Annotated in this window: 23 protein-coding genes and 1 pseudogene; 13 read left to right on the top strand and 11 right to left on the bottom strand. The window is 71.6% G+C overall.

Translation table 11 applies throughout. The annotated features are described in order from the left end of the window. Positions 1–26 precede the first annotated feature (26 nt). Both ACIBAI_RS07960 and ACIBAI_RS07955 read right to left on the bottom strand, forming a co-directional pair. Positions 27–1,010: a LysR family transcriptional regulator gene (locus ACIBAI_RS07960; RefSeq protein ID WP_399031960.1), complete on the bottom strand. Its 984-nt coding sequence runs from the start codon at positions 1,008–1,010 to the stop codon at positions 27–29. A 129-nt stretch (positions 1,011–1,139) separates the two neighbouring features. Then, positions 1,140–1,955: a BTAD domain-containing putative transcriptional regulator gene (locus ACIBAI_RS07955; RefSeq protein WP_399031958.1), complete on the bottom strand. Its 816-nt coding sequence runs from the start codon at positions 1,953–1,955 to the stop codon at positions 1,140–1,142. Positions 1,956–2,315: 360 nt separating this feature from the next. On the opposite strand from ACIBAI_RS07955, the gene ACIBAI_RS07950 reads away from it, so the two are divergent. The 5 genes and pseudogenes from ACIBAI_RS07950 (at position 2,316) to ACIBAI_RS07930 (ending at position 7,819) form a co-directional block, all read left to right on the top strand. Then, the gene (locus tag ACIBAI_RS07950) at positions 2,316–3,866 is read left to right on the top strand and encodes a tryptophan halogenase family protein (RefSeq protein WP_399031956.1); all 1,551 of its coding nucleotides are present in this window, start codon (positions 2,316–2,318) and stop codon (positions 3,864–3,866) included. Between the two features lie 32 nt (positions 3,867–3,898). Continuing rightward, positions 3,899–5,182: a cation:proton antiporter gene (locus tag ACIBAI_RS07945; protein ID WP_399031955.1), complete on the top strand. Its 1,284-nt coding sequence runs from the start codon at positions 3,899–3,901 to the stop codon at positions 5,180–5,182. Continuing rightward, positions 5,179–5,700: a flavin reductase family protein gene (locus tag ACIBAI_RS07940; protein WP_399031953.1), complete on the top strand. Its 522-nt coding sequence runs from the start codon at positions 5,179–5,181 to the stop codon at positions 5,698–5,700. Before ACIBAI_RS07945 ends, ACIBAI_RS07940 begins: the two co-directional genes overlap by 4 nt. A gap of 391 nt (positions 5,701–6,091) precedes the next feature. Next, positions 6,092–7,048 (top strand): annotated as a pseudogene (locus tag ACIBAI_RS07935) (IS630 family transposase). 126 nt (positions 7,049–7,174) lie between these two features. Continuing rightward, on the top strand, positions 7,175–7,819 hold the full coding sequence (locus ACIBAI_RS07930; protein WP_399031951.1) for a dihydrofolate reductase family protein: 645 nt from the start codon (positions 7,175–7,177) through the stop codon (positions 7,817–7,819). Between the two features lie 367 nt (positions 7,820–8,186). Here the strand turns inward: ACIBAI_RS07930 and ACIBAI_RS07925 are convergent, their stop codons facing one another. Both ACIBAI_RS07925 and ACIBAI_RS07920 read right to left on the bottom strand, forming a co-directional pair. After that, positions 8,187–9,131, bottom strand: a complete 945-nt coding sequence (locus ACIBAI_RS07925; RefSeq protein ID WP_399031949.1) for an ArsR/SmtB family transcription factor — start codon at positions 9,129–9,131, stop codon at positions 8,187–8,189. A 161-nt stretch (positions 9,132–9,292) separates the two neighbouring features. Further along, positions 9,293–9,643, bottom strand: coding sequence for an ArsR/SmtB family transcription factor (locus tag ACIBAI_RS07920; RefSeq protein WP_399031947.1), 351 nt, complete (start codon positions 9,641–9,643; stop codon positions 9,293–9,295). Between the two features lie 561 nt (positions 9,644–10,204). Here ACIBAI_RS07920 and ACIBAI_RS07915 point away from each other — a divergent pair. The 4 genes from ACIBAI_RS07915 (at position 10,205) to ACIBAI_RS07900 (ending at position 14,761) form a co-directional block, all read left to right on the top strand. Continuing rightward, entirely contained in the window at positions 10,205–10,396 is a 192-nt protein-coding gene (locus ACIBAI_RS07915; protein WP_399031945.1) for a hypothetical protein, read from the top strand. Positions 10,397–10,422: 26 nt separating this feature from the next. Continuing rightward, positions 10,423–12,735 carry a TOMM precursor leader peptide-binding protein gene (locus ACIBAI_RS07910; RefSeq protein ID WP_399031944.1) on the top strand — a complete coding sequence of 771 codons (2,313 nt, stop codon included), beginning with the start codon at positions 10,423–10,425 and terminating at the stop codon, positions 12,733–12,735. A gap of 177 nt (positions 12,736–12,912) precedes the next feature. Next, complete coding sequence (locus ACIBAI_RS07905; protein ID WP_399031942.1) at positions 12,913–14,079, top strand: sensor histidine kinase; 1,167 nt, start codon at positions 12,913–12,915, stop codon at positions 14,077–14,079. Positions 14,080–14,149: 70 nt separating this feature from the next. Then, on the top strand, positions 14,150–14,761 hold the full coding sequence (locus ACIBAI_RS07900) for a response regulator transcription factor (RefSeq protein WP_399031940.1): 612 nt from the start codon (positions 14,150–14,152) through the stop codon (positions 14,759–14,761). Between the two features lie 34 nt (positions 14,762–14,795). Here the strand turns inward: ACIBAI_RS07900 and ACIBAI_RS07895 are convergent, their stop codons facing one another. The 4 genes from ACIBAI_RS07895 to ACIBAI_RS07880 form a co-directional block, all read right to left on the bottom strand. Then, complete coding sequence (locus ACIBAI_RS07895) at positions 14,796–15,452, bottom strand: NADH oxidase (protein ID WP_399031938.1); 657 nt, start codon at positions 15,450–15,452, stop codon at positions 14,796–14,798. A gap of 460 nt (positions 15,453–15,912) precedes the next feature. After that, a complete protein-coding gene (locus ACIBAI_RS07890) occupies positions 15,913–16,335 on the bottom strand; it encodes a VOC family protein (RefSeq protein WP_399031936.1) in 423 nt (140 codons plus the stop codon). Positions 16,336–16,504: 169 nt separating this feature from the next. Further along, a complete protein-coding gene (locus ACIBAI_RS07885; RefSeq protein WP_399031935.1) occupies positions 16,505–16,678 on the bottom strand; it encodes a hypothetical protein in 174 nt (57 codons plus the stop codon). 62 nt (positions 16,679–16,740) lie between these two features. Next, the gene (locus ACIBAI_RS07880; protein WP_399031933.1) at positions 16,741–16,974 is read right to left on the bottom strand and encodes a DUF5133 domain-containing protein; all 234 of its coding nucleotides are present in this window, start codon (positions 16,972–16,974) and stop codon (positions 16,741–16,743) included. Positions 16,975–17,871: 897 nt separating this feature from the next. On the opposite strand from ACIBAI_RS07880, the gene ACIBAI_RS07875 reads away from it, so the two are divergent. After that, positions 17,872–18,213, top strand: coding sequence for a SpoIIE family protein phosphatase (locus tag ACIBAI_RS07875; protein ID WP_399032220.1), 342 nt, complete (start codon positions 17,872–17,874; stop codon positions 18,211–18,213). Here ACIBAI_RS07875 and ACIBAI_RS07870 read toward each other — a convergent pair whose 3' ends face one another. Beyond that, positions 18,214–18,591, bottom strand: a complete 378-nt coding sequence (locus ACIBAI_RS07870) for a DUF1330 domain-containing protein (RefSeq protein ID WP_399031931.1) — start codon at positions 18,589–18,591, stop codon at positions 18,214–18,216. Positions 18,592–18,709: 118 nt separating this feature from the next. Between ACIBAI_RS07870 and ACIBAI_RS07865 the strand changes: the two genes are divergently transcribed. Continuing rightward, positions 18,710–18,931 carry a hypothetical protein gene (locus ACIBAI_RS07865; protein WP_399031929.1) on the top strand — a complete coding sequence of 74 codons (222 nt, stop codon included), beginning with the start codon at positions 18,710–18,712 and terminating at the stop codon, positions 18,929–18,931. A 107-nt stretch (positions 18,932–19,038) separates the two neighbouring features. Here the strand turns inward: ACIBAI_RS07865 and ACIBAI_RS07860 are convergent, their stop codons facing one another. Further along, complete coding sequence (locus tag ACIBAI_RS07860; RefSeq protein ID WP_399031928.1) at positions 19,039–19,449, bottom strand: four-helix bundle copper-binding protein; 411 nt, start codon at positions 19,447–19,449, stop codon at positions 19,039–19,041. Positions 19,450–20,381: 932 nt separating this feature from the next. After that, complete coding sequence (locus tag ACIBAI_RS07855; RefSeq protein WP_399031926.1) at positions 20,382–22,076, bottom strand: BCCT family transporter; 1,695 nt, start codon at positions 22,074–22,076, stop codon at positions 20,382–20,384. A gap of 437 nt (positions 22,077–22,513) precedes the next feature. Between ACIBAI_RS07855 and ACIBAI_RS07850 the strand changes: the two genes are divergently transcribed. Together ACIBAI_RS07850 and ACIBAI_RS07845 are read left to right on the top strand one after the other, a co-directional pair. Beyond that, complete coding sequence (locus ACIBAI_RS07850) at positions 22,514–22,882, top strand: hypothetical protein (RefSeq protein ID WP_399031924.1); 369 nt, start codon at positions 22,514–22,516, stop codon at positions 22,880–22,882. Positions 22,883–23,516: 634 nt separating this feature from the next. Next, positions 23,517–24,266, top strand: a complete 750-nt coding sequence (locus ACIBAI_RS07845) for an SDR family oxidoreductase (protein ID WP_399031923.1) — start codon at positions 23,517–23,519, stop codon at positions 24,264–24,266. Positions 24,267–24,442: the final 176 nt, after the last annotated feature.

Here is a 24,442-nt window from a genome sequence, read left to right as displayed (position 1 = left end):
CGCCGGTTCCGCTGCCGGCCGCCGCCTCACGGGGCGGCCGGCACGAAGGGCCGCAGCTCGGCGAACTCCTCGGGGTGGGCGACGATCCAGGACCAGTACGCCGGGATGGTGCGGGCGTACGCGCAGTAGTAGCGGCGCACCGTCTCCACCAGGCTGCGCAGCGTGCCCCGGGCGAGCGAGTCACCGCGCCACACCAGGAGCAGTTCCGTGCTCTGCGTGCCGCGGACCGGCACCAGGGACACCTCCCGGGTCGCGCCCGTGGGGGTGGTCAGCGCGGCCGCGCCGGCGTCCCGCACCCAGTTCATGGCCTCGTGATGGCCGTCGACGTAGTGCAGCACCTCGGGGTCCGTCCCGGCGAACCTGGTGAACAGGTGCTTCTCCAGGGGGTGGAACCAGTGGTGACGCGCGTAGCGGACCCAGCTCAGCCCGGACAGGTCCCGCGTGCTCACGGCGCTCCGGCCGGCCAGCGGGTGCTGCGGCGCCACCGCAAGCCACACCGGTTCGCGGGCGACGACCGTCTTGGCGAGGGGCAGGTCGAGGACGCCGGCCGACGCGACCGGCGCCATGCTGGGCACGAGCGCGGCGTCGAGCACACCGCTGCGCACCGCCTTCACGGCGGATCCCGGGTCGAGGGTCTCGGTCTGCACCTCGATGACGGGCAATGCGTCCTGAAGTACCGTCCGCAGCGACGGAGGAGTCCATTCCGTATTTCCGAAGCGGAACACGTCCGAGGCATAGGCGGTCGCTTCGGCAACCACCAGATCGGCCTGCCGTACCAGGTCGGCGAGCATGGGGAGAAGCCGCTCGCCCAAAGCGGTGGGGGTCACTCCGGAACGGGTCCTGACGAAGAGTTCGCCGCCGATCGCCTTTTCGATCCGCCGTAATTGCGCGGTCAGGCTCGACTGCGGCAGATTCAGCTCGACGGCGGCTTTCGATATACTCCCGGCGCGATCGATGGCCGTGACGATTCTGGCATGCCGCAACTCGACGTTCACGTATCCCCCGTTCACGACCGGCCCCTGCGGACGTCCACCTGGCGAAAACCAGGGACTGTCGACACGCTAACAGGGTGGAGTGACTCCGTCCATATCATTCCGCGGGGCCGGGGAAAGGCCGTCGGGACGACAGCCGAGCCGAGTTCAGCGCATCGCCGGGGCGGAACCCAGCAGCGTGCGGCGCGGCTCGCCGAGTGTCTCGTCCTGCCGGAGAATCGCCTGATAGGCATGGTGCAGCGCGCGGCCCGGCTCGAGTCCCAGATCGCCGGCGAGGCGGCGGCGCGCCCCGTGGAAGACCTCCAGGGCCTCGGCCTGACGGCCGTCCCGGTAGAGGGCCAGCATCAGCAGTTCGCTGAGCCGCTCCCGGCCGGAGTGCTCCACGGCCAGCTGCCGCAGCTCGGAGACGGACACCCGCGCCGCGTCGACGGACAGCTGGGCCGCGGTGAGGTCCTCATAGGCGGTGATACGGCGTTCTTCCAGGTGGGCCGCCTGGATCCGGCAGCGCATCCCGTCGCAGGTGTCCGTCAGCGCCGGGCCGCGCCACAGGCCCAGCGCGGCCTCCAGCGTGTCGATGGCCCGCACGGGGTCGCGCTGGACCAGTGCGGCACCGGCGTCGGCCAGCTCCAGGAAGCGGTGCGCGTCCACGGTGTCCGCGGGCGCGTCGAGCACGTACCCGCTGCTGACGGTCCGCAGCAGCCCGCTGCCGCTGCCCTCCGTCATCGACTGGAGCAGCTTGCGCAGCCGGCCGACGTTGGCCTGCAGCGCGTTGCGCGCGTTGGCCATGGGCTGGTCGGCCCACAGCTCGTCCACCAGCTGGTCGGCCGTGACCGGCACGCCCGGGGACAGCGCGAGCATCGTCAGCACCACGCTCGCCCGCTTCGAGGCCATCGTGTACCGCTTGTTCTCGTACGAGAGGAAAAGCGGGCCGAGAACGTTGATTTCCACAGTCGGAACCCCCATGTCAACAACGGACATGGCACATCATGCGCGAAGTCACCCGGTCGGGGGAAATACCATCTCGGCCGCTCCGGCATAACGCATCAGTATGGCTTCGCACCCGCTGTCACCTGCGGCGTTCATGTGTAAGAAAAACCCTACACGTGTTTCGCCGAGAAGTTTTCGAAGATCCACCCGACAGCATTACGAGTCCCTCTGACAGCGCGCTGACATCGCGTCGATTACCTGCCCGGGCGAGCTCTCCCATAACCCTCATCTGCAATGTTCACCGGACGCTTAAGGACCTCGTGCACACGTTCGCGGTCCGCCTAGAGTCACTCTTCGGTGGCGCCACCCCCGGAATTTCTACCGAAGGAGTCATCCGTGCTCAACAGAGTTGTGATCGTGGGCGGCGGGACGGCCGGCTGGATGACGGCCTCGTATTTCAAGGCCGCGTTCGGCGACCGCATCGACATCACCCTGGTCGAATCCGGGAACGTCAGCACGGTCGGCGTCGGCGAGGCCACGTTCAGCGACATCCGTCACTTCTTCGAGTTCCTCGGGCTCAAGGAGAAGGACTGGATGCCGGCCTGCAACGCCACGTACAAGCTGGCGGTCCGGTTCGAGAACTGGCGTGAGCCGGGGCACTACTTCTACCACCCGTTCGAGCAGATGCGGTCGGTCAACGGCTTCCCGCTGACCGACTGGTGGCTCAAGGAGGGCCCCACCGACCGGTTCGACAAGGACTGCTTCGTCATGGCGTCGGTCATCGACGCCGGGCTCAGCCCCCGCCACCGCGACGGCACCCTCATCGACCAGCCCTTCGACGAGGACGCGGACGAGATGCACGGGTTGACCATGTCCGAGCACCAGGGCAAGACGCAGTTCCCCTACGCCTACCAGTTCGAGGCGGCGCTGCTCGCCAAGTACCTCACCCGGTACGCGGTGGAGCGCGGCGTGCGGCACATCGTCGACGACGTGAACAAGGTCGAACTCGACGAGCGCGGCTGGATCTCCGGCGTACGGACCGCGGAACACGGCGAGCTCACCGGCGACCTGTTCATCGACTGCACCGGCTTCCGCGGCGTCCTGCTCAACCAGGCGCTGGAGGAACCGTTCATCTCCTACCAGGACACGCTGCCCAACGACAGCGCGGTCGCCCTCCAGGTGCCGATGGACATGGAGCGGCGCGGCATCCTGCCCTGCACCACCGCGACGGCCCAGGACGCCGGCTGGGTCTGGACGATCCCGCTGACCGGCCGGGTCGGCACCGGGTACGTGTACGCGAGGGACTACCTCTCCCCGGAGGAGGCCGAGCGCACCCTGCGGGAGTTCGTGGGCCCGGCCGCGGCGGACGTCGAGGCGAACCACATCCGCATGCGCATCGGCCGCAGCCGGAACTCCTGGGTGAAGAACTGCGTGGCCATCGGCCTGTCCAGCGGGTTCGTCGAGCCGCTGGAGTCGACGGGGATCTTCTTCATCCACCACGCCATCGAACAGCTCGCCAAGAACTTCCCGGGCGAGGACTGGAACCCGGTCCACCGCGACCTCTACAACAAGGCCGTCTCCCACGTCATGGACGGCGTACGGGAGTTCCTGGTACTGCACTACGTCGCGGCGAAGCGGTCGGACACGCAGTACTGGCGGGACACCAAGACCCGGACCGTCCCCGACCCGCTCGCCGAGCGCATCGAGAAGTGGAAGGTCCAGCTGCCGGACTCGGAGTCGATCTTCCCCTACTACCACGGGCTGCCGCCGTACTCCTACATGTGCATCCTCCTCGGCATGGGCGGCATCGACCTCGCGCCGTCACCGGCGCTCGCCCTGTCCGACGGCACCGCCGCCCGCCAGGAGTTCGAGCGGATCAGGGAGAAGACGGAGCACCTGGTCAAGGTGCTGCCCCCGGCCTACGACTACTTCACCCGGCTGGGCTGACCTGTCCCGGCGAGGAAAGGACCCTTCCCGGCATGGACGTCCTCAGCCTGTGGCCGCGCCTCCCGCACGCCGTGGCGGCCCTGTCCGTGTTGTTGGTGATCGCAGCAGCGGGGCGGGCGGCCGCCCGGCTGCTGCGCCAGCCCGCGGTCATCGGCGAGGTGACGCTGGGCCTGCTGGCCGGGCCCGTCGTGCTCGGCCTGCTGGGCCGGGAGACGTTCGGCACCCTGATGCCCGGCCCGGTGCTCCACCTGGTCGGACTCGCCGCCGAGGCCGGGCTCGTGTTCTTCCTGGTCGGTCTGGCCCACGAACTGCGAGCCGGGCCGGCCGGGCCGGCGCACCGCGGCGCGACCGCGCTGACCGCGGGCGCCCTGGCCGCCCCGCTGCTCACCGGCCTGCTGCTGGTCGGCTGGATCCGGCTGACGGACGACACGGCGGCGCGCGGCGACGCACCGCTGTCCGCGTTCGTCCTGATGGTCTGCGTGGCGATGTCCATCACGGCGGTGCCCGTGCTGGCCAGGATCCTGTCGGACCGCGGGATGGCCGAATCGGCGGCGGGCCGGCTGGCCCTGACCTCCGCGATCGTCATCGACGCGGTCGGCTGGCTGCTGTTCACCGCCGCGGTCGGTCTCGGTTCCGGCGACCTCATGGACGTACTGCGCTGCCTCGGGGCCTTCGGGGTGGGCGCGTTGTGCACGGCAGCCCTGCGGTACGCGCTGCGCACCCGTGCCGCCGAGCGGCTGGGCGCACGGCTGCCGGCGGCCGCGGCCGTGCTGCTCGGCGCGGCGGCCCTCGGCGTGGCGCTCGCCATGGAGCACCTCGGCATGACCGCCGTCCTCGGCGCCGCGATGGTCGGCTTCTGCGTTCCGGGCGGGAAGTCCACGCCCTGGACGCACGCCGTGGCGGCCGTGTCCCGGACGGGGCGGGTGCTCGTCCCCACGTTCTTCGTGGTCTCGGGGATCACCCTCCTCGAGGACGTCTCCCTGACCTCCTCCTGGACGCTGATCGCCTGGACCGTCGTCCTCGGCTGCCTCGGCAAGTGCGTCGGCTCCTACGCCGGCGCCCGCCTCGACGGCCGGCCGCACGGCCTGGCCGCACGGATCGCCGTCCTCATGAACACCCGCGGCCTGACCGAACTGATCATGGTCCAGGCCGGCTACAGCGCGGGCATCCTCTCCGCCCCCCTGGTCCTGGCGCTGACGGTGATGGCGCTGGTGACCACCGCCATGACGGGCCCGCTGCTGAACCTGCTCGATCGCTCGCACCCCCTGCCCGGTGCAGAGCCGGTTCCTCTCCCGACAGAAAGCGGTACGCGATGACCGACCCCGCTGTCCGGACACCACCCGTCCGCCAGGCGACCCCCGGCGGCTTCCGGGCGATGATGAGCGGCTTCCCCACCGGCGTGTGCATCGTCACCTGCACGGCCCCCGACGGTGCGCCGCGCGGGATGACCTGCTCGTCGCTGTGCAGCGTCTCCCTGACGCCGCCGACGCTCCTGGTGTGCCTGCGTGACGGCAGCCCCACCCTGGAAGGCATTCTCGACAGTGGCGGGTTCGCGGTGAACCTGCTGCACGAGGGCGCCCAGGAGGCCGCCGAGCTCTTCGCCTCCGGAGACCCGCGCCGCTTCGACCTGCTGCCCTGGGAGCGGTCCCCGGAGGCGGCCGGGCCGCACCTCGTCCGGGACGCCCACACGGTCGCCGACTGCGAGGTGGTGCTGACCCAGAAGATGGGCGACCACGTCACGGTGTTCGGCGAGGCCCGCGGCATCCGCCACCGGCAGCCCCGCCCCCCGCTCCTGTACGGCCTGCGCCAGTTCCGCTCCTGGCCCGCCGCCTGACCCCGATCACGGCGAACCCCCGGCACCCACCAGGTGCCGGGGGTTCGCCGTGATCCCGCGGAGGGCCGTCGAAGGCGGAGTCGACCGCCGTGTCGCGATGACCCGGGCGGCCCGGCGACTCGTCGGTCCTCACCAGCTCCTGACGTCCGACCGGCGGGGCGGGGCGGAGAGCGCGCTGCTCGGGCGCCCCGGGCGGCGGCTAGTGCTGTGACCAGGAAGGTTCGCCGGGGTGGCGATTGGAGCGGTGGGATGGGCGGTGACGTCCGTTCCGATCGCTGGAGGCATAGCGGCCGAGCCTGTGCGGGTACGCCGACCGACCGATCACGAAGGGCAGAAGCTGCAGCAGATCGTGCGCCGGGGCAGTACCGAACCGGTGCGCTACCGACGCGCGATGATGCTGCTGGCGTCGGCCGGCGGGAACCGCGTCCCGGTGACCGCGCGGCTGGCCCAGGCCGACGAGGACACCGTGCGGGACGTGATCCACCGGTTCAACGAGATCGGCCTGGCCTGTCTGGATCCTCAGTGGGCGGGAGGCCGTCCCCGCCTGCTCACCCCTGACGACGAGGACTTCCTCGTCCAGACGGCCACCACCCGCCCCACCAAGCTCGGCCACCCCTTCACCCACTGGTCAATCCGCAAACTCGCCGCCTACCTGCGCCGCGGCATCACCTTTCAGCACACCAAGACCTGGAAGGAGTCCCCCGACCCCGACCGCGACGCCGAACTCGACCGCATCGAGCAGGTGCTGGACCGCTTCCCCGACCGGGTCTTCGCCTTCGACGAGTTCGGACCGCTCGGCATCCGTCCCACCGCGGGCTCCTGCTGGGCGAAGCAGGGCAAGCCCGGCCGGCTCCCGGCGACCTACCGCCGCACCCACGGCGTCGCTTGCTTCCACTGCTGCTGCTCCGTCGGCGACGACGCCCTGTGGGGCGTCAACCGCCGCCGCGAGGGCACCGCCAACACCCTGGCCGCACTGAAATCGATCCGCGCCGCCCGACCCGACGGCGCACCGATCTGCATCATCCTGGACAACCTCTCCGCCCACACCAGCGCGGACATCCGGCGCTGGGCGAAGAAGAACAAGGTCGAACCGTGCTTCACCTCGACCTAAGCCTCTTGGGCCAACCCGATCGAGGCCCACTTCGGCCCGCTGCGGCAGTTCACCCTCGCCAACTCCCGCCACCCCGACCACGTGGCCCGGACCCGGGCCCTGCACCACTGCCTGCGCTGGCGCAACGCCGATGCCCGCCACCCCGACGTCCTCGCCGCCCAACGCAAGGAACGCGCCCGCATCCGCAGCGAGAAGGGCATCCGCTGGGGCGGACGCCCCCTCACATCCGCCGCCTGACCAACCAGGCGTACCTCCCGGGTCAGGGCAGCAGGTAGCCCAATTTCTGTCCGGTCGCGGACGCAGCGATGAGTTTCTTTGGCCCGGAGAGTCTCACCACCGTTGTCGACAACACAGGAGAAACAGATGGCTCAGCTACTGAGAGTCCAAAACTTCACCGTCTCGAGTGACGGGATCGGTGCCGGTGAGGACCAGAGCCTGGAGAGGCCATTCGGCCACGTCGATCCCGGGAGGCTGTTCGCCTGGGCCGGCACCACGGCAAGCTGGCCCAGGCGCACTGCCCCCGGGGGGAGCCGAGGTCTTGACGACTACTTCACCCGGGACTTCGCCCACAACATCGGTGCCGAGATCATGGGCCGCAACAAGTTCGGTCCCCAGCGCGGGCCCTGGCAGGATTACGAGTGGCGCGGCTGGTGGGGTGACGAGCCGCCGTTCCGCACCCCGGTGTTCGTCATGACCCACCACAAGCGCCCGTCGTTCACGCTGTCCGACACCACGTTCCACTTCATAGACGGCGACCCGGTCACGGTCCTCGAGCAGGCGCGGGAGGCGGCGCAGGGCAAGGACGTCCGACTCGGCGGCGGGGTCACCACCATCCGGCAGTTCCTCGAGGTCGACCTCGTCGACACCCTGCATGTGGCGGTCTCGCCGGTGAAGCTCGGGTCCGGACTACGACTGTGGGAGTCCCCCGAGGAGCTGCTCGACCGGTTCCACCTGGAGGTCGTGCCCAGCCCGAGCGGCGTGACACACCACCTGTTCTGGCGCAAGTGACACGAGGCCCGCTCGGGATGTCAGCACGGCCGACGCGGTCGTTTCAGTGAACGATTGCGTAGTTGCGGGTGAGTTACCGATACAGCCTGCGGTACTCGCCCGCAGCTGTCGGACAGCCATCTGGGAGCGGGCCTGCTTGGCTGATGCGCGGTTCGAGGGCATCGCCCAGCTGAACGGGTTCGGATACGGCCCGCCGCGAACCACGACCTGCCGCAGCCTTGGTCCCTCCTGATTCGCCGGCCTGGGAACCCTGCCCGACTCAGCCACCACGCGCCCCCTGACGCGACGTCGGACGAACACCGCACATACAACCCGCTCCGGCCCCCGAACGCGACCACCAACCCGGTGAACCTTCCTGGTCACAGCACTAGGAAGCGTGCGGTACGGCGTCCCGGGCGAAGGGCTCGCGCCTGCGGCCCCTGGAGGGGACGGGCCGGCGGGTGAGCCTGCCGTCCAGGAGGGCCAGGCCGAGGGGGGTCACGGTGTGCAGCATCGAGTTGCGGATACGGCGGCTGGTGATCAGGCCGGTCTGCCGCAGCACGGCGGCGTGCTGGCTCGCGCCGGCCCGGGAGATGCCGAGCCGGTCGGCCAGTTCGGTGGTGGTGCACGCGGCACGCAGCACCCGCAGGGCGGCCGCCCGGGTCTGGCCGACCAGCGCCCCCAGCGCCTCGAGGGTCTCGTCGGGTTCGGCCCACAGGACCGCCGCCTCCTGGGCCTGCGGCGGGGCGGCGACCACCAGGGTCGGCTGACCGCCCGCCTCCCGCGGTCCGATGAGGTGCCCCGGCCGGTGGTTGAGGAAGACCGAGGGGGTGAGCGCCAGGCCCCGGCCGCCCAGCACCACGTCCTCCTCGGGCCCGCCGGGGACCTCCAGCACCGGCGAGGTCCAGGTGATCCGGGGGTGCATCGTGGACAGCAACTGCTCCACGCCGCCCGCCATCACGGTCCGGCCGCGTGCCTCGCACTCCGCCTCCAGGTAGGCGAGCACATTGCCCCAGTACGGTGCCACGGCCGCGCGCCAGATGCCCGGCAGGTCCGCCCCCGGCGCCCGGGGTGCCGGGGCCGGCCCGCTGTCCGCTCCGCCGTACTCCAGCGCCCGCCGGACCAGTTCGTCCACCTCCGCGCCGGACCCCTGCCGGCTGCGCGGCGCCCCAGGGGGCAGCCGTCTGGCCACCTGTTCCCGCCAGCGCGCGTACGGCGCGCCGACGCGGCGGCCGAGCAGCCCCGCCGCGAAGGCCGTCTCCACGAGCGGGCCGGCGCTGGTCCGCAGCCGGGTGCGGGCGAGATCGGCGGTGGAGAAATGGATACGTTGCACAGTCAGCCCCCGTTGTCCGCGACGGAAAGATGAGGACGCCGGTCCGTCCCGCGGGCGGCACCGGCGCACGAGACCGCGGCGCCGGCGGATCCGCTCAGGCGGTGCGCACGGGCGACCGTCCGTCCGCGCCCCGGACGCGGGCGGGTCCGTTCATGCTCCGGTCATCCGCTGACGCGCCGCTGACCGCCCTCTGACGCGAGGACCCGGCCGTCCTGGCACGGTCCGTCGCCGTGCACGGCCGCCAGGATCTCGGGCACGTTCAGCCGCAGGTCGAACGGCACGAGTTCGAAGTACCGCAACGCCTTGCCGTCCTGCGAGAGTTCGAGGGTCCCGACCACGATCCCGGCTCTCTCCAGCCGTTCCAGGTGCATGTAGAGCAGCGGCCGTGAGATCACCAGGCGCCGGGCGAGTTCGCTGACGTACATACGTCCCTCGGCGAGCTCGGCGACGATCCTCAGGCGCTGGGGGTGCCCGACGGCAGCGAGAACAGCAAGGAGTTCCTCACCGGTCATGACCCATCCCCCGCCGTCCGGTTTCCTTCCGGGCGAGACCCTCCCGCCCTCGGTCACTGTATGCGGTTCAGCGTTCCGGGAGATCTCTGATTCTCACGGCTCGGAAGTGAAGAATTCATACCGCCGGCCCTTTTTGATTCATATTGCCAAGCGGGAAGTCGCGCCCCTAGGGTTGTCCGCAGGCAGCGAAAGGCTTTCGGCCGGATATCTTCCGGACCCGGACGGCACGCCCTCGTCTCCACGACGTCCGCTGCCGTAGCCCGGCCCACGGCGCGTCCACATCCCCCGCGAGCGCCGTGGGCCGGGCTACCCCCTTTTCACCACCGCGGTGCCACGGCTCCCGTTCGCGCACGTCCGTTCCCGCGCCGTCGATCCGGAACTCCCGCATCCAGTCGGAGCGCGTGATTCCGATCTCCCGTCCCGGATTGAACCGGGGATACCGACCCGTTCGGCTATGAGAACTTCACACCCCCACGATGATTCCGACACTGTCTGGGCCCGGGGCGATCCGCCAGAATCACCGCCGAAACGATTCGTTAATCCGACTGGAGAATGTCAGACATGACGAACTCATCCGCTTCCCCCACCAGGTTCGGCGAGCCGGCGACCACAGGTGCCTCCCGCCCCACCGGACGCGGACTCGTGGTCGAGGACCTCGACGCGACGCCCGACCAGGCGGTCGCCCTGCTGTCCATCTGCATCGTCGCCGCTCCGGCCCTCAGCACACCCGCGGCGGCCGCACGGTTCGAGTGACCCGACGGGCGGGGGAGAACATGGTCATGGGAGAGACCGACGACAGACAGCCGTCCGGATCCGACGACGGAACACGGCTCGGCTTCAAGAGCCACCTGCGCGCCACCGTCGTTCCCGGTGAGGCCGCCTACCTGGTCTCGCACCGCGGTGTCACCGCACTCCGGGGAGACGCCGCGGAGATCCTGGTGCCGCTGCTGGACGGCAGCCGCAGCCCGGACGCCGTCCTGCGCGAGGCGACCGCCTCGCTCACCGCGGACGAGGCCGTCCAGGCACTGCGGACGCTCGACGCCTCCGGTCTGCTGCGACTGCGTCCCGCCCGGACGGACCCCCCGGCCGCCCCCTTCCCGCCCGACCCCGCCGCGGAGGCGTACTGGGACCTGGCCGGCCTCGACGGCGCCCAGGTGCCGGCCGCCCTCGCCCGCAGTTCCGTGCACGTCGTCGCGGCCGACGACGGCGACGCGGACGAACTACGCGCGGCCTGCCGCGCCTCGGGGCTCGCCCTCGCCCGCTCGGCCGACGACGCGGACCTCACCCTCGTCGTGACCGACGACTACCTCTCCCCCCGCCTGCGCGACGTCGATGCCGGGCACCGCGCGTCCAAGCGGCCCTGGCTGCTGGCCGGAACGGGATCCACGGCCTGCTGGGTCGGCCCCCTGTTCCAGCCGCACGAAGGCCCCTGCTGGCACTGCCTGGCCTCCCGCCTGCGGGGCCACCGCCGCTCCGAGGAGCCCCTGCGGCGCGCGCTCGGCCTGGCGGGGCCGCCCGTCCGCCCGCGCGCCGCCCTGGCCGCGGGCCGCTCCCTGACCGTGCAGCTGGCGGTGCTCGAAGCCGCCAAGTGGCTGGCCGGTCTCCGCGGGCCGACGCGGAACTGCGTGCACGTCCTGGACACCATCGGCCTGCGCGGCACCCTCCACCCCGTCACGCGGCTGCCGCAGTGCGCCGCCTGCGGGGATCCCGGACTGATGGCCCGCCGGAGCACCCGCCCGTTCGTTCCCCGCTCCCGCCCCAAGACCGGGCAGGACCTCAACGGGCACCGGGCGCTCAGCCCCGCCCGGATGCTGGAGCGCTACGGGTCCCTGGTCGACCCGGTCACCGGCATCGTCAAGGAGATCCGGCGAGCCCCGCGCAGCCCGGAGTTCGTCCAGGCCTTCCTCTCCGGCGAGAACCTCGCCATGCGCAGCCCGACCCTCGCGGGCGTGCGCGCCGGGCTGCGCTCCCTCAGCGGGGGCAAGGGCCTCACCGAGACGGAGGCCCGGGTCAGCGCCCTGGGCGAGGCGGTGGAGCGCTACAGCGGAACCCGCCAGGGCGACGAGCCGGTGGTCCGCGACTCCTACCGGGGGCTGGGCCCGGCGGCCGTCCACCCCAACGCCAGCCAGCTCTACGACGTACGGCAACTGCGGGACCGGGACCGCTGGAACGCCCGCGGCTCCCGGCTCCAGTACGTCCCGCCGGCGTTCGACGAGACCCGGCCCACCGACTGGACACCGGTCTGGTCGCTCACCGGGGGCACCCAGCGCCTGCTGCCCACCTCGATGCTGTACTTCAGCGAGGAGCCCTCACCGGACGGGCTGTGCGCCGACTCCAACGGCAACGCCGCCGGCAGCAGCCCCGAGGACGCCCTGGTCCAGGGCTTTCTGGAACTGGTCGAGCGGGACGCGGTGGCGCTGTGGTGGTACAACCGCACCCGGCAGCCGGCGGTCGACCTCGACGCCTTCGCGGAGCCCTATGTCGACCGGCTGCGCGAGGGATGCCGCGCGCTGCACCGCGAGGTGTGGGCGCTGGATCTCACCTCGGACTTCGGCATCCCGGTCGTGGCGGCCCTGTCACGCCGTACGGACAAGCCCGCCGAGGACATCGTCTTCGGCTTCGGCGCGCACTTCGATCCCCGCATCGCGCTGCGCAGAGCCCTGACGGAGATGGGCCAGCTCCTGCCCCTCGTCAGCGAGGTGACCCCGGCCGGCACCGGATACCTGGTCGACGACCCCGACGCCCTCGACTGGTGGCGTCACGCCACCCTCGCCGGCTGGCCCTACGTGACGGCCGATCCGGCCCTGCCCCGGTCCGGCCCGGACCACTGGACGTACACGCCCAGCACCGACCTGCGCGACGACGTGGCCGCGATCACCGAGGCGGTACGGCAGCGCGGGATGGATCTGCTGGTCCTCGACCAGACCAGACCCGATCTGGAGCTCCCCGTGGTCAAGGTGATCGTCCCGGGACTGCGGCACTTCTGGCCCCGGTTCGCCCCGGGCCGGCTGTACACCACGCCCGTGGCGCTCGGCAGACGCCCCCGGCCGACCCCCTACGAAGAGCTCAATCCCGTCCCTCTCTTCGTCTAACTCCTTTTACAAGCGCGGACATTCACGCCGACCACATAAACTCTGCACGCACGCACCTAGGTTCGAGGGACGAGACGGACAGGGTCAAACGGGCGGACGACGATGCCACGTCACGACGAGCACGATTCGCAGCAAGACACGCCTCAGGGGGACGAGGCGGCGCCGCCCGCACCCGATGTGCGGAACTTTCCCGCTCCCCGCCTCGCCCGCATCATCCTCACGGCCGCGCTGACCGGCTACCTGAGCGTCACGATCATCAACCTCGTCGGGACGGAACCTCGTCCTCCGCAACTGCTCGCCTCGCTCGGCTGCCTGGGCCTCATCTTCCTTCTGCAACTGAGGCACTCCGGCTCCGGGGCCCGCCGGGCCCCGGTACGGCAGCGGGCGCTGACCCTGTCGGCCCAGGCGTTGCTGACCTACCTGCCCATCACCGTGTTCCAGTCCCAGTGGGGCGCCATGGCGGGCTTCCTGGCCGGTTCCCTGCTGCTGCTCCTGCCCAGCCGGTGGGCCTGGCCCGCGTACGGCGCCGTCGGGCTCACCATGCTGATCCCGCCGACGCTGGAAGGGCGCAGCGTGCAGGAAACCGTCTACCTGTGCCAGTCGACCCTGCTGACCGGACTCGTCGTCTACGGCCTGTCCCGCATGGCCGAACTCGTCCAGGCGCTGCACGAGACGCGGGGCCAGCTGGCGGGCATGGCCGTCACCAAGGAGCGGCTGCGCTTCGCCCGGGACCTGCACGACCTGCTCGGCTACAGCCTCTCCGCCATCACGCTGAAGAGCGAGCTCATCCACCGGCTCATCCCGGCGCATCCGAAGCGGGCGATGGACGAGGTGCGGGAGGTCCTCACGATCTCCCGTCAGTCCCTCGCCGACGTCAGGTCCGTCTCCAGCGGACTGCGTCACATGTCCCTGGAGCAGGAACTGGGTTCGGCCCAGTCCCTGCTCCAGGCGGCGGACGTCGACGTACGGGTCGACATCCGGCTCGGCAAGCTCGACCAGCAGGTGGACTCGATGCTGGCCGCCGTCCTGCGGGAGGCAGTAACGAATCTGCTGCGTCACTCCCGGGCCGGCTCGTGCCGCATGGAGGCCGTCGAGGAGGCCGGATGGGTACGGCTGTCCGTGGTGAACGACGGAGTGGACCCGGCCTACCGGGACGCGTCGCCCGACAGCGGCAGCGGCCTCGGCAACCTCAGGGCGCGATTGCGGACGGCGTCCGGCAGGCTCACCGTCTCGCGCGGGCCCGCGGACACCTTCCGGCTGACGGCAGAGGCTCCCGCGCAGCCCCGCCAAGGGCTCGCCGCGCCGCGCCGCGGCCAGCGCTCCGCCCAGGACCCGGCCGCCTGACACGGCCCGGCACCGCGGCCGGCGACCGCGCCGGCCACCCGACTCCCCGGTCGAGAGAGGAACTTCCGTCATGGCGATCCGCATTCTGCTGGCCGAGGACATGAACATGGTGCGCGGAGCACTGGTGGCCCTGCTCGACCTGGAGGACGACCTGGAGGTGGTGTGCGAGCTGGAGCGCGGCGACCAGATCGTGTCGGCCGCTCTCCAGTACCAGCCGGACGTCGCCATCATCGACATCGACCTGCCCGGCATCGACGGACTGACCGCCGCCGCCCGTCTGCGCGAGCGCCTGCCGGAGTGCCGGACGCTCATCCTCACCAGCCTCGGCCGCCCCGGAGCGCTCCGCCGGGCGCTGGCGGCCCAGGTCTCCGGCTATCTCCTCAAGGACGCCCCGCCGCACGAACTGGCCGCCGCGGTACGGAGCGTGGCCGCGGGCCAGCGGGTGATCGACTCCCAGCTCGCGCTGTCCGCGTGGAACAGCTCCGAGAGCCCGTTGACCGACCGGGAGACGGAGGTGCTGCGGCTCGCGGCCGAGGGCCTGGAACCCGCCGAGATAGCGGGCCGGCTCAGACTCTCCCTGGGCACCGTCCGCAACTACCTCACGACGGTGGTGACCAAGCTCAACGCGCGCAACCGCGTAGACGCCATCAAGATCGCCCGGGACGCGGACTGGCTGCTGTGACACCCCCGCCCCCGGGGCCGTGGGAGCGCTCACATCATGGGAAACGGGTCGTCCGGCCGTCCACGCCCCGCGCGTCCCCCTCTTCGGCCCGCACCACCATGCCCGCCGCCGCGAGGTACTCCAGGATCTGCCGCGTCACCGGCCCCGGCAGCGGCAGGGCCCGCGACACCGCCTCCGGCGTGACGGGCCAGGCCAGCATGGCGACCACCCACACCGCTTCGGGATGGTGCAGCAGCACCCGGTGCTGGGACCCGACCCGTTCCAGGGAGAACCCCCTCGCCTCCAGCGTGAGCGACACCCCCTGGGGCAGCCGTACCAGGCCCGTGGCCGGCAGCCCGGCCAGCGCGAACAGCGCGGGGCGGGTGACCGGGTAGACGGAGAGCAGCGGCCCCCGGAGGTCGACGAGGCCCAGCGTGCGGACCACCAGATGCGACAGCCGACGCAGCGCGGGCAGCAGCACCAGGTACACACTCGACCGGGACACCGGACTGTCCGCGGTGGGCTCGATGTTGCTCAGCAGCACCGGCCCGAGCTGCATCCGGTACAGGGCCTCCCGCAGCACGGGATGCGCGTCCGTGATGCGCTCCCTGCCCCAGGGCCCCACCAGGACGAGTTCACCGTCCTCGCCGTCACGCTCGATGACGACGTCCTCTCTCAGGGACCACAGGTGCACGGTCCCGGGCTCGTCCATGCTTCCCACGAGGATTCCCTCGGCTTGGCGCGGTGATCGGAACGAGTATGTGACCGGAGGTCCACGCGCCGGTAGCCATGGATTCACAGGCTTCCTGTGAATATTTCACGCAACCGACGGCACCTGCCGAGGCCACCCGGCCGTGGCCGCCGCGCGGCGGCCATCCCGGCCTCCCTGGTCCGCTCCGCGTGACCGAGCGGGTCCGAGCGGGGTGCGGTGGTGGGTTCGGTCGCCCGTCCCCGTGCGGACAGGCCGCGTCCGCCCGCAACGCGACCCGGGAGGTCCGGCCGGCCTCCAGAGCGGCGACGAAGGAGTACGGCCAGCCCCGAACGACCCCAGCGCCGGCCTCCACGGCAAGCTCACCGGCGAACTCGCCGGCATCCACTGCCCCCGCACCGCACCCGCACAGCAGAGGACCCCGGCCCGACGGACCCGGGTCCTCCCCTCTCGCCCTGGCGCTCTATCGCGGTGAAGGACCGCGGTAGGTGCCGAAGGTCCACAGGTTTCCCTCCGGGTCCTGCACCGTGCACACGTACGCCGCGGCGCCCGAACCGAAGCGGGTCTCATGCGGCGCTTCGACAACCACGCCGTCGGCGTCGACCACCCGCTGGTGTACCGCGTCCACGTCGTCGCTCACCACGTAGACCGCGCTGGTTCCCGCCCGCATCCGCCCGTGCACGCTGTCGGTGTGGCGGGTCGACCCGAACACGAGCGCACCGCCGCCAGGCCAGCGCAGCTCGGCGTGCCCGATCCCGCCGTGTTCGTCCGGCGCGGCGACCGCCTGCTCGAAGCCCAGCACGCCGACCAGGAAGCGCAACGCCGCCTGCGTGTCGTCGTAGTGCAGGACCGGCCAGACGGAGGACGGGAGGGCATCGGGCGACATGCCGCTCATCGTAGGCCCGAGGGCCGCTACGTCCCAGGCCCTCGCACGCGACGTCCGCGGCCGGCTCGCCGACCGGAACGAGAACCCCGCGCCCTTCCGTCCGGAGGGGCGCCGCCGACGGGATTCCCGGCGGAGTCTCCGCCTGTCGCCGACGGATCTTCGGTTCAGGTCACTGGTCGTCCTCGTCCGTCCCGACGCCCGTGCTCGAAAAGCCGAAGTCCAGAATTTCGGCGATCTCGCGGCGGGTCTCTTCCGCAGTGAGCGCGGCCACCGCGATGACGTCGCCGCGTTCGGCTATCAAGCGGTCGTAGATCGGCTCGGCGGCTCTTCCAGCGGTGTTCATGTCTTCGTCCGTTCTGTTCGGCGCGCAGGCACAGGCACGGGTACGGGTGCGGCCCGGAGGGGTCAGCCGCGACTCAGGAGGGAGTCGTCCTGGGGCCGGGCGCCGGGCAGCTGGTGACGGGCCGCGATCAGGGCCGTGTCGATGTCGCGGGTGCCGGTGGAGACGCACAGGGTGTAGGCGACGTCCTCCATCCGCTGCCGCACCCGCGCGCTGTCCGCCTCGGAGGCTTCGAGAGCCGCCAGGGCCTCGTACTGCTCGATCAGATCCCGCAGCACTGCAGGGTGGGCCATCAACATCGGGGTTCTCCTTCCACGCCGCCACGGATCCGGGCGAGATCGTCGCCCGGCTACCCCGTTCCCCGCCCCGCATGCCCCACGGCCACCACGGAGCCGGTGATGTCCGCAGGAGCGCCGTACGTCCCGGGACGGGAGATCTTCCGGCCCCGCATCGCGCCTGCCGCTCCTCCGGGCCGGCGGGCCGCCTCGGTTATCCGGCACAACCTGCCGCGGGACGGCTCGATCCGCGGCCCCGACCGCACGGCCCGCACTGCGCCGTTCCCGAGGCGGCGTCCCACGTCCCCGCGGATCCGTGCCGCAGGCGTCCGCCGCTGATTCCCGCCGGACACCCGCGCTTCGTCTGTGTGCTGCGGCCTCGGTGCCGGGTCGGGATCGCGCAATGGTCGCGGCGTCCCGTCGGCCGGAGTCCGGGCGCGAGAGCCGGAGCGGTTCGGGAAGTCCGGGTCGGAAGGTCATCCAGGTGACAGGCGGGCCGCGTTCTCGTCGCGCTCCGATCGTGGACGACTGTCCCCTGCCCAGGGACGCTTGCCGTCCGTCGGTGCGGGCTGCGTGCAGCTGTCCGGAAACGGGCAGGCCCTGCGGCAACCGGGTGCCCGTCATATGCCGGGCGGCCGTCGACGGTGGTGGGTGGCCGTCACCGACGGCGTGGAGCGCCTGGGCGCGTCGGGACCGGCACCGACACCGGGGAGACCCGCCAAACCGTGTGCGACCCGGCGTCGATGGCAGCCCTGCTCCCGCTGGGCAAGCGGCCCTTCAGCGACTCCCCCGCGCGCCTGGTGCGCGCCGAGCCGGTGAACGTGGCGGCGGAGACGCAGTGGAGTCTCACCCTTCCGCCCGCCTACGCCGGACACGACGCGACGGTGGGCGCGGTCGTGGGACCCGCGCCTACCGGGCCGGCTGAGACGCCTTCGACCGTGCCGTGGCCGGCCCTCTGCCCCACCTGGGTGGCTTCGACGCCATGGGCCACGGCACCACGGCCGGGGTCACCGCGGACACCGCCGTGGCAGCCTGCCGCAATGCCCGCCGTCCGGCCCCATGGGCACGGACCCGGGCCTGCCGGTGACCGAGTGCGTCGAGCAGTTGGAGCCCGGCGACCGCCTGTTGTCGTACACCGACGGTGTGGTCGGACCCGGCCGGAGTCCTCGGCGTCCCTCCGCCGGCCAGGCGCGAACTCGCCGATGTGCTCCTGTCACGTGCGACCGGGAGAGGCAGGGCGCCGGCCCGGCGAGGACCTCGTGATCACCGGTCGCGACCGGAGGGCCAAGGGGTGGTCGGCTGGAGCACGGCCTCGGTCAAGGCCCGGGAGCGCAGGCCGGTGATCTCCTGGTATTCGGGGTCGGCCACCATGCGGCTGAACGCCGCGCGATCGGGATAGCGGACGAGCAGCACGGCGTCCCAGGCCTGCCCGTCCTCGGCGACCAGGGGGGTGCCGCCGTCACCGGCGTAGAGCAGTTCGCCTCCGTACCGTTTCAGGAAGGCGGCCGCGCGCCGCGAGCACTCCTCATAGGAGGCGCGGCCGTCGGGAGCGAAGCGCAGCAGGTTGAGCATGACGACGGGGCCTCCGGGGTCCTCCGCCGCCAACCGTGCGAGATCGGCTCCCCGGGGGTCGGTGGCCATGGGCTCCTCCTTCTCGTCGTGGGCGGCGCGCCGGTTCCGGTACGGGCGGGGCGCCGGTCAGAAGCCCAGGGGTGACGCGCCCCTTTGCATACCGTCTGGTCGGTCCGTCCTTCGGCATGTGCCCGGCGTCGGGACCGCCGCGATCGTCGGACGGCTCGCACCGCGTCGGCGTACGGTGCTCGCCTCGGCGCTCACCGTCCTCGACGAAGCGGGTGGGGAGCCGGTGACCGACGAGTTCGGCGAGCGGAAGCGGGTGCCCCGGGCCGGGGCCACCCGACCTGCCGTGCTCGCGGAGGGCCTGCGAGCGGTCCTGACGGCCCTGGAGGAGAGAAGTGGGTGAGGCCCGCACCGGGCCTGCGTCACCGGCAGGTGCGGGTGGCGCAGACACCGCGCACCGCCCGCGGGGCCTCGGCCGGCCGGCAGGAACGGGAGTCGAGCGTCTGGCCGTCAGCCCAGGGAGGCGATCAGATCGTTGCAGGCCTGCTCGCAGCGGCGGCACGCCTCGGCGCAGACGCGGCAGTGCTCGTGCTGGTCGGCGTGGCTCGCGCACTCGTCACCGCAGGCCTTGCAGGCGGTGGCGCACGCCTGGAGGATCGCCCGGGTGACGTTGGCGTCGTAGCCGGTGTGGCGGGAGAGCACCGCGGCGGTGGTGTTGCAGATGTCCGCGCAGTCGGCGTTGGTGCGGATGCACTTGGTCAGCTCGTTGACCATGTCCTCCGACATGCAGGCGTCCGCGCACGCGGTACACGCCTGGGCACAGGCGATGCATTCCTCGATGCAGTGGGCGAGCTTGTCCCGGTCGATGCCGCCCAGGTCGGCGGGGTAGGTGTCGAGCATGTCCTTGACGGCGGTGGTCATGGATGCCTCCGGCGTGGTGCTGTCGTCGGGTGCGGCGGTGGCCGCGCTGTACGCGTAACACCGGGTGGAGCGCTCAAACACGTCACGCCCGCGCCGGCGCCGGTTGAGCACGACGGCGCCAGGTGTCCGCGGCCGGCGGGTTCCACGCGTCGGCCCGCGCCTTCGGCGGCACCGCCCGCAGTCAGCGGTCCGCGGTCGCCCGAAGGCAGCGCCCCGGCCGCGTTCCGCATCATTGCTCGCCGGGTCCGGAGGGAGCGGGCGCGGCGCCGATCACCTTCGCTACGGCGGCGCCCTCGCGCGCAGCCGCGTTCTCGCCCGCCCCGGCCCGGACATTGTTCCGTCCGGTGAGCCGTGACCGGGGAGGGCGGCGCCGAACGGGATGGCGTCACCCGCGTCGGAGACGTTGCGCGCGGCGGTCGCCGTGGCCGGAGCCGGGCTCTTGGGAGCGGCGAGCATCGCCGGGCCGGCGGCGGTGCTCCGCCATGCCGTGGGGCGTACTGCCAGGGCGTGGTGCGGATCGGCATGGCCGTGCGGATCAGCCAGCCCCGGGGCCGGGTCGCGGGTCCGGCCGGTGTGCGGCGGTGACACCACTCGCACGTCGCCGCTCCGGGTGTTCTGAGCAGTCCGGTACGCACGGCCGGCACCTCCGCGGGCCGATGACCGGTGTGTCCCGTTCCCTGATCGAGTACCCGACCCGGTGCACGGCTCCCGTCCGGACCGGAAGTGAGGCGGCGAGGCGGAGCCCGGACAGACGTTCCGCCCGTCGCGGACGAACCCGGAGATCGCGAGCAAGCCGTTGTTCCACCGGCCGAGCACCCCCGGAACCGGGCGTGTCCTAACGTCCGACGGCGTCTTGGGTGACCCGCAGCTGGTGGGACGGCGAGTCGGCCGGACCCGGTGCCGTGCGACCGCCCCGGGGGGGCGAGGGCACGTCACACCCCGTCGTCGGGCTCCGTGCGGGCCTTCGCCGCCCGCCGCAGCCGGTGGTGGCGCGCCCGGTCCCGCTCCGCGACGACGTCGCCGACCATCGTCCGCACCACGTCCCGCAGCCCGTGCAGTGCGTGGTGGCGGGAAGGTCCCGCGGCGGGGTCCTGCCGCAGTTCCCGCAGCAGCGCCCAGCACAGCAGCAGCATGACGACCACGAACGGCAGCGCCACCAGGATCGTCGCCGTCTGCAGCGAGTCCAGTCCGCCCGCCACCAGCAGCACCGCCGCCACCGCGGCCATCAGCACGCCCCACACCACGACCAGCCACGACGGCGGGTTCAGCGCCCCGCGGCTGGTCAGGGAGCCCATCACCAGCGACGCCGAGTCGGCGCTGGTGATGAAGTAGGTCATGACCAGGACCATCGCGACGAACGACGTGACCGTGCCGATCGGCAGCGCGTCCAGCATCGCGAACAGCGACGCCTCGACACCGTCCTCCATCGCACCCGCGAGGTCCGCCTGCCCGGTCGACTCGAGGCGGAGCGCCGTACCGCCCGTCACGCAGAACCAGATGACGGTAGCCCCGCTCGGCACCAGCAGCACGCCGACGAGGAACTCGCGGATGCTCCGGCCGTGCGAGATGCGGGCGATGAACGTCCCCACGAACGGCGCCCACGACAGCCACCAGGCCCAGTAGAAGATCGTCCAGGCGCCCAGCCAGGCGTGGTCGGAGAAGGCGCCGGTCCGCGTGGCCATGGGCAGCAGGTTCTGCAGGTAGCCGCCGACGGACGCCGGGATCGTGTCCAGGATGTAGACGGTCGGGCCGAACAGGAAGACGAACACCATCACCGCCGCCACGAGCACGATGTTCAGCGTCGACAGCCACTTGATGCCCCGGTGCAGGCCGGAGAAGGCCGAGGCGACGAACGCCGCCGACAGGGCCACGATGATGATCAGCTCCGTGGTCCGGGAGACGCTCACCCCCACCGTGAGGTCGAGGCCCTCGGCCACCTGCAGTGCGCCCAGACCCAGGCTCGTCGCGGTGCCGAAGACGGTCGCGAAGACGGCGAGCAGGTCGATCGCCCTGCCCTGCCACGACTCCGCCCGCCGGGCCCCGAGGAGCGGTACGAAGGCGGCGCTGAGCCGATTGCCGCGGCCCTTGCGGAAGCCGGCGTACGCCAGGGCGAGCCCCACGATCCCGTAGATCGCCCACGGGGTGAGCGTCCAGTGGAAGAACGAGTACTCCAGGGCCGTGCGCGCCGCCGCGCCGGACTCGGGGCGCACGCCGCTCGCCGGGGGCGGCGTCAGATAGTGCGTGAGCGGCTCCCCGACCCCGTAGAACATCAGACCGATGCCCATGCCGGCGCTGAACATCATCGCGATCCAGGCGAGGTTGCCGAACTCCGGCTCGGAGTCGTCCGCGCCCAGCCTGATCCGGCCGAACCGGCTGAAGGCGATCACCAGGCACAGGACCAGGAACACGTCCGCGGCGACCACGAACAGCCAGCCGAAGTTGTCCAGGACCCACGTCAGGCTCGTGGAGGAGGCACTGCCGAAGGACTCCTCGCCGAGCCAGGCCCACAGAACCACGGCGGCGACCACCGCCATTCCGACACCGACGAGGACGCGGTCGGGCGCGCCGGCGACAGGGGGGGTGGGCGTGGCCCCGGGCTGAGGCCGGTCGATCGGTTCCATGCTCATGAAGCTCCACTATGAGACGCGTGCCATGACGGCAGCGGACGGCACGCCGCTCGGGGGCCGAGTAAGGATGCGCAGTACTGCAGTACATCGTCCGCGCTGTGCCGCCGGCCGTCGGACTCCCCGTCACCGTTTTCGACGAGTCCTGCGAACGATCTTCGCACGAGGTCGGTTCGCATTCGGAAACGGGTCGGTCCGAACCATCGGCGCCAGGCGAAGCCGACTCACGCGGAGGTGTCCGACAGCTCGGGCACAGGGGCGACCGCTCGTCTCACCCGGTGTGCGGGGCCGGTCCGGCGGGGAAGGAGCCGGAACGGCGACGGTGCTGTCCGAACGAACCGCTCCGGGGCACATGTCCGCAAGTCCCGACGTCGGTGCCGGGAGCCGGCGCCGGGGCGGGAGCCGGCATCCTGGGGCGGCCGGCACCGGACGACCTGAAGGTGACCGTCGACCTCGTCCACGCCTTCATCGGCGGACAGATCATCGAGCTGGTCACCGAGGACGGGGCCACGCCGATGGTGAAGGACTTCATCTGGGACACCGGCGGCGAGCCGCACACCACCTTCACCGTCGGCGCCTCGGCACTGCCCGCCAACGGTACGTGGAAACTGCGGGTCACCGACAACACCCCGGCATCTTCCAGGTGGATCCGGGTTGCCTGGACCGCTGGTCCCCGACCTTCTGACGGCCGGGTCCGGGAGCCCTCCGGACAGCGCCCCGTACGCACGGCCGCCCGCCGCGCCCCGTCCCCGGCTCGCGCGACGGGCGGTCGCCTGCGTCAGGGACCCTCGTCCCACGGCGGGCCGTGACGGCGCGAGGGCGGCGGGGCCGTCTGCGCAACAGCCGCCGATGTCGTGCACCACGGCCGGCTGACATCGTCGAAGCGGCGGCCGCGTCCAGGCCGCCGGCCTCGACGAACACCGGAGACGACATGGCGGCCGGCGGCATCGCGTACACCGGCCTGGACGCACTTCCGAAGCCCGGGGGTGGTGCTGTCGATCGACACGGGACGCCCAGTCCGCAGGCACGCGCAGCATGGACGCCAGTCTGGTCGTCAACCACGTCACCGCCAGGACCGGAATGCCGAGCAGGAGGTCGAAAGCGCCCAGGACAAGGGTCCAGGGGAACCGAGGGCCGCGCACCACGAGCCCACCGACCAGTGGACGGGACCGACCGGTCCGGCGATGACGAGAAGGACACCCGGCGCGGCAAGTTCACGGCGTCGACGGGCCACGCCTCGCCTCGCCTCGCCTCGCCTCGCCGAGCACGATGGCGAGGACCTCCTACAGCACGCCGCGTCACTACGCCGACCGGGTGCTGTCTGTGCTCGTCCCCGTCCCGCGACGGCGCCCAGGGGCAAGAAAAAGGAATCCGTCGACCGATACGGCGGCGGGATCAGAAACCCGTTTGGTCACCAAAACAGTCGAGAGGTCGACGTTGGACATGTCGGAATCACGATCGCACGCAGACCTGTCCGGGAAACGGGCCCTGGTCACTGGCGCGGCCCGCGGCCTGGGAGCGGCCATCGCCCGCCGGCTCGCGCAGGCCGGGGCGAGTGTATGCGTTACGGATGTACGCCGTGAAGACGGCGAGAAGGTGTGCGCAACCTTGACCGCGGAAGGCCACATCGCGCGGTTCATGGAACTCGACGTCCGCGAACCCGACGCTGTCACGTCGGTAGTCCAGGACCTCGAACAGGACGGTTGGCCACTGGACATCCTTGTCAACAACGCCGCCGTCGATGTCACCAAGCCGATCGAGCACCTGACCCCTGAGGAGGTCACCCGCGTGGTGACCACGAACCTCCTGGGCCCGATGTATCTCTGTCTTGCCACCTATCGACGCATGATCGAACGCGGAGGAGGGCACATCGTCAACGTCCTTTCCACCGCGTCCCACCGGACCTGGACCGAAGCCGGCCCCTACGCGGCCAGCAAGACGGGCCTGCGGGCCTTCACCCACACCCTTTTCCAGGAAGCTCAGCGCGACTGCCTGGGCATCGGCGTCACCGGCGTCATCGCCGGCGGCATGGAAACGCCATTCATCATGGAGCGCTTCCCCGACGCGGACACCTCCAAACTGCAATCCCCCGACGTCGTCGCCGATGCGGTGCTATGCGCCCTGTCCCTGCGCCCCACCAGCGTCATGCCCGAAGTGGTCGTCGTGCCCCGCAACGAGCCGTCCTGGCCGTGATCCGGCCGCGGAAAAGGCGGCACGGGAGATCAGCTCGGGCGTCCAGGCGGTTCCACGCCATTCGGTTCAGCCGTTCCTGCGGGTGATCGGCATCCGCGCCATGCGCACGGGCAGGGGACGCCAGGCGTTGGCTGTACGCCCGCTTCGGCGGCTTGGTCACCGCCCGGACCCCGCGG

It is taken from the genome of Streptomyces sp. NPDC051041 (assembly GCF_044456065.1).
In the GTDB taxonomy this organism is placed as follows: Bacteria; Actinomycetota; Actinomycetes; order Streptomycetales; family Streptomycetaceae; genus Streptomyces; species Streptomyces glaucus.
Note: the sequence above shows the minus strand (reverse complement) of the source record. Positions and strands in the feature narration are given on the sequence as shown.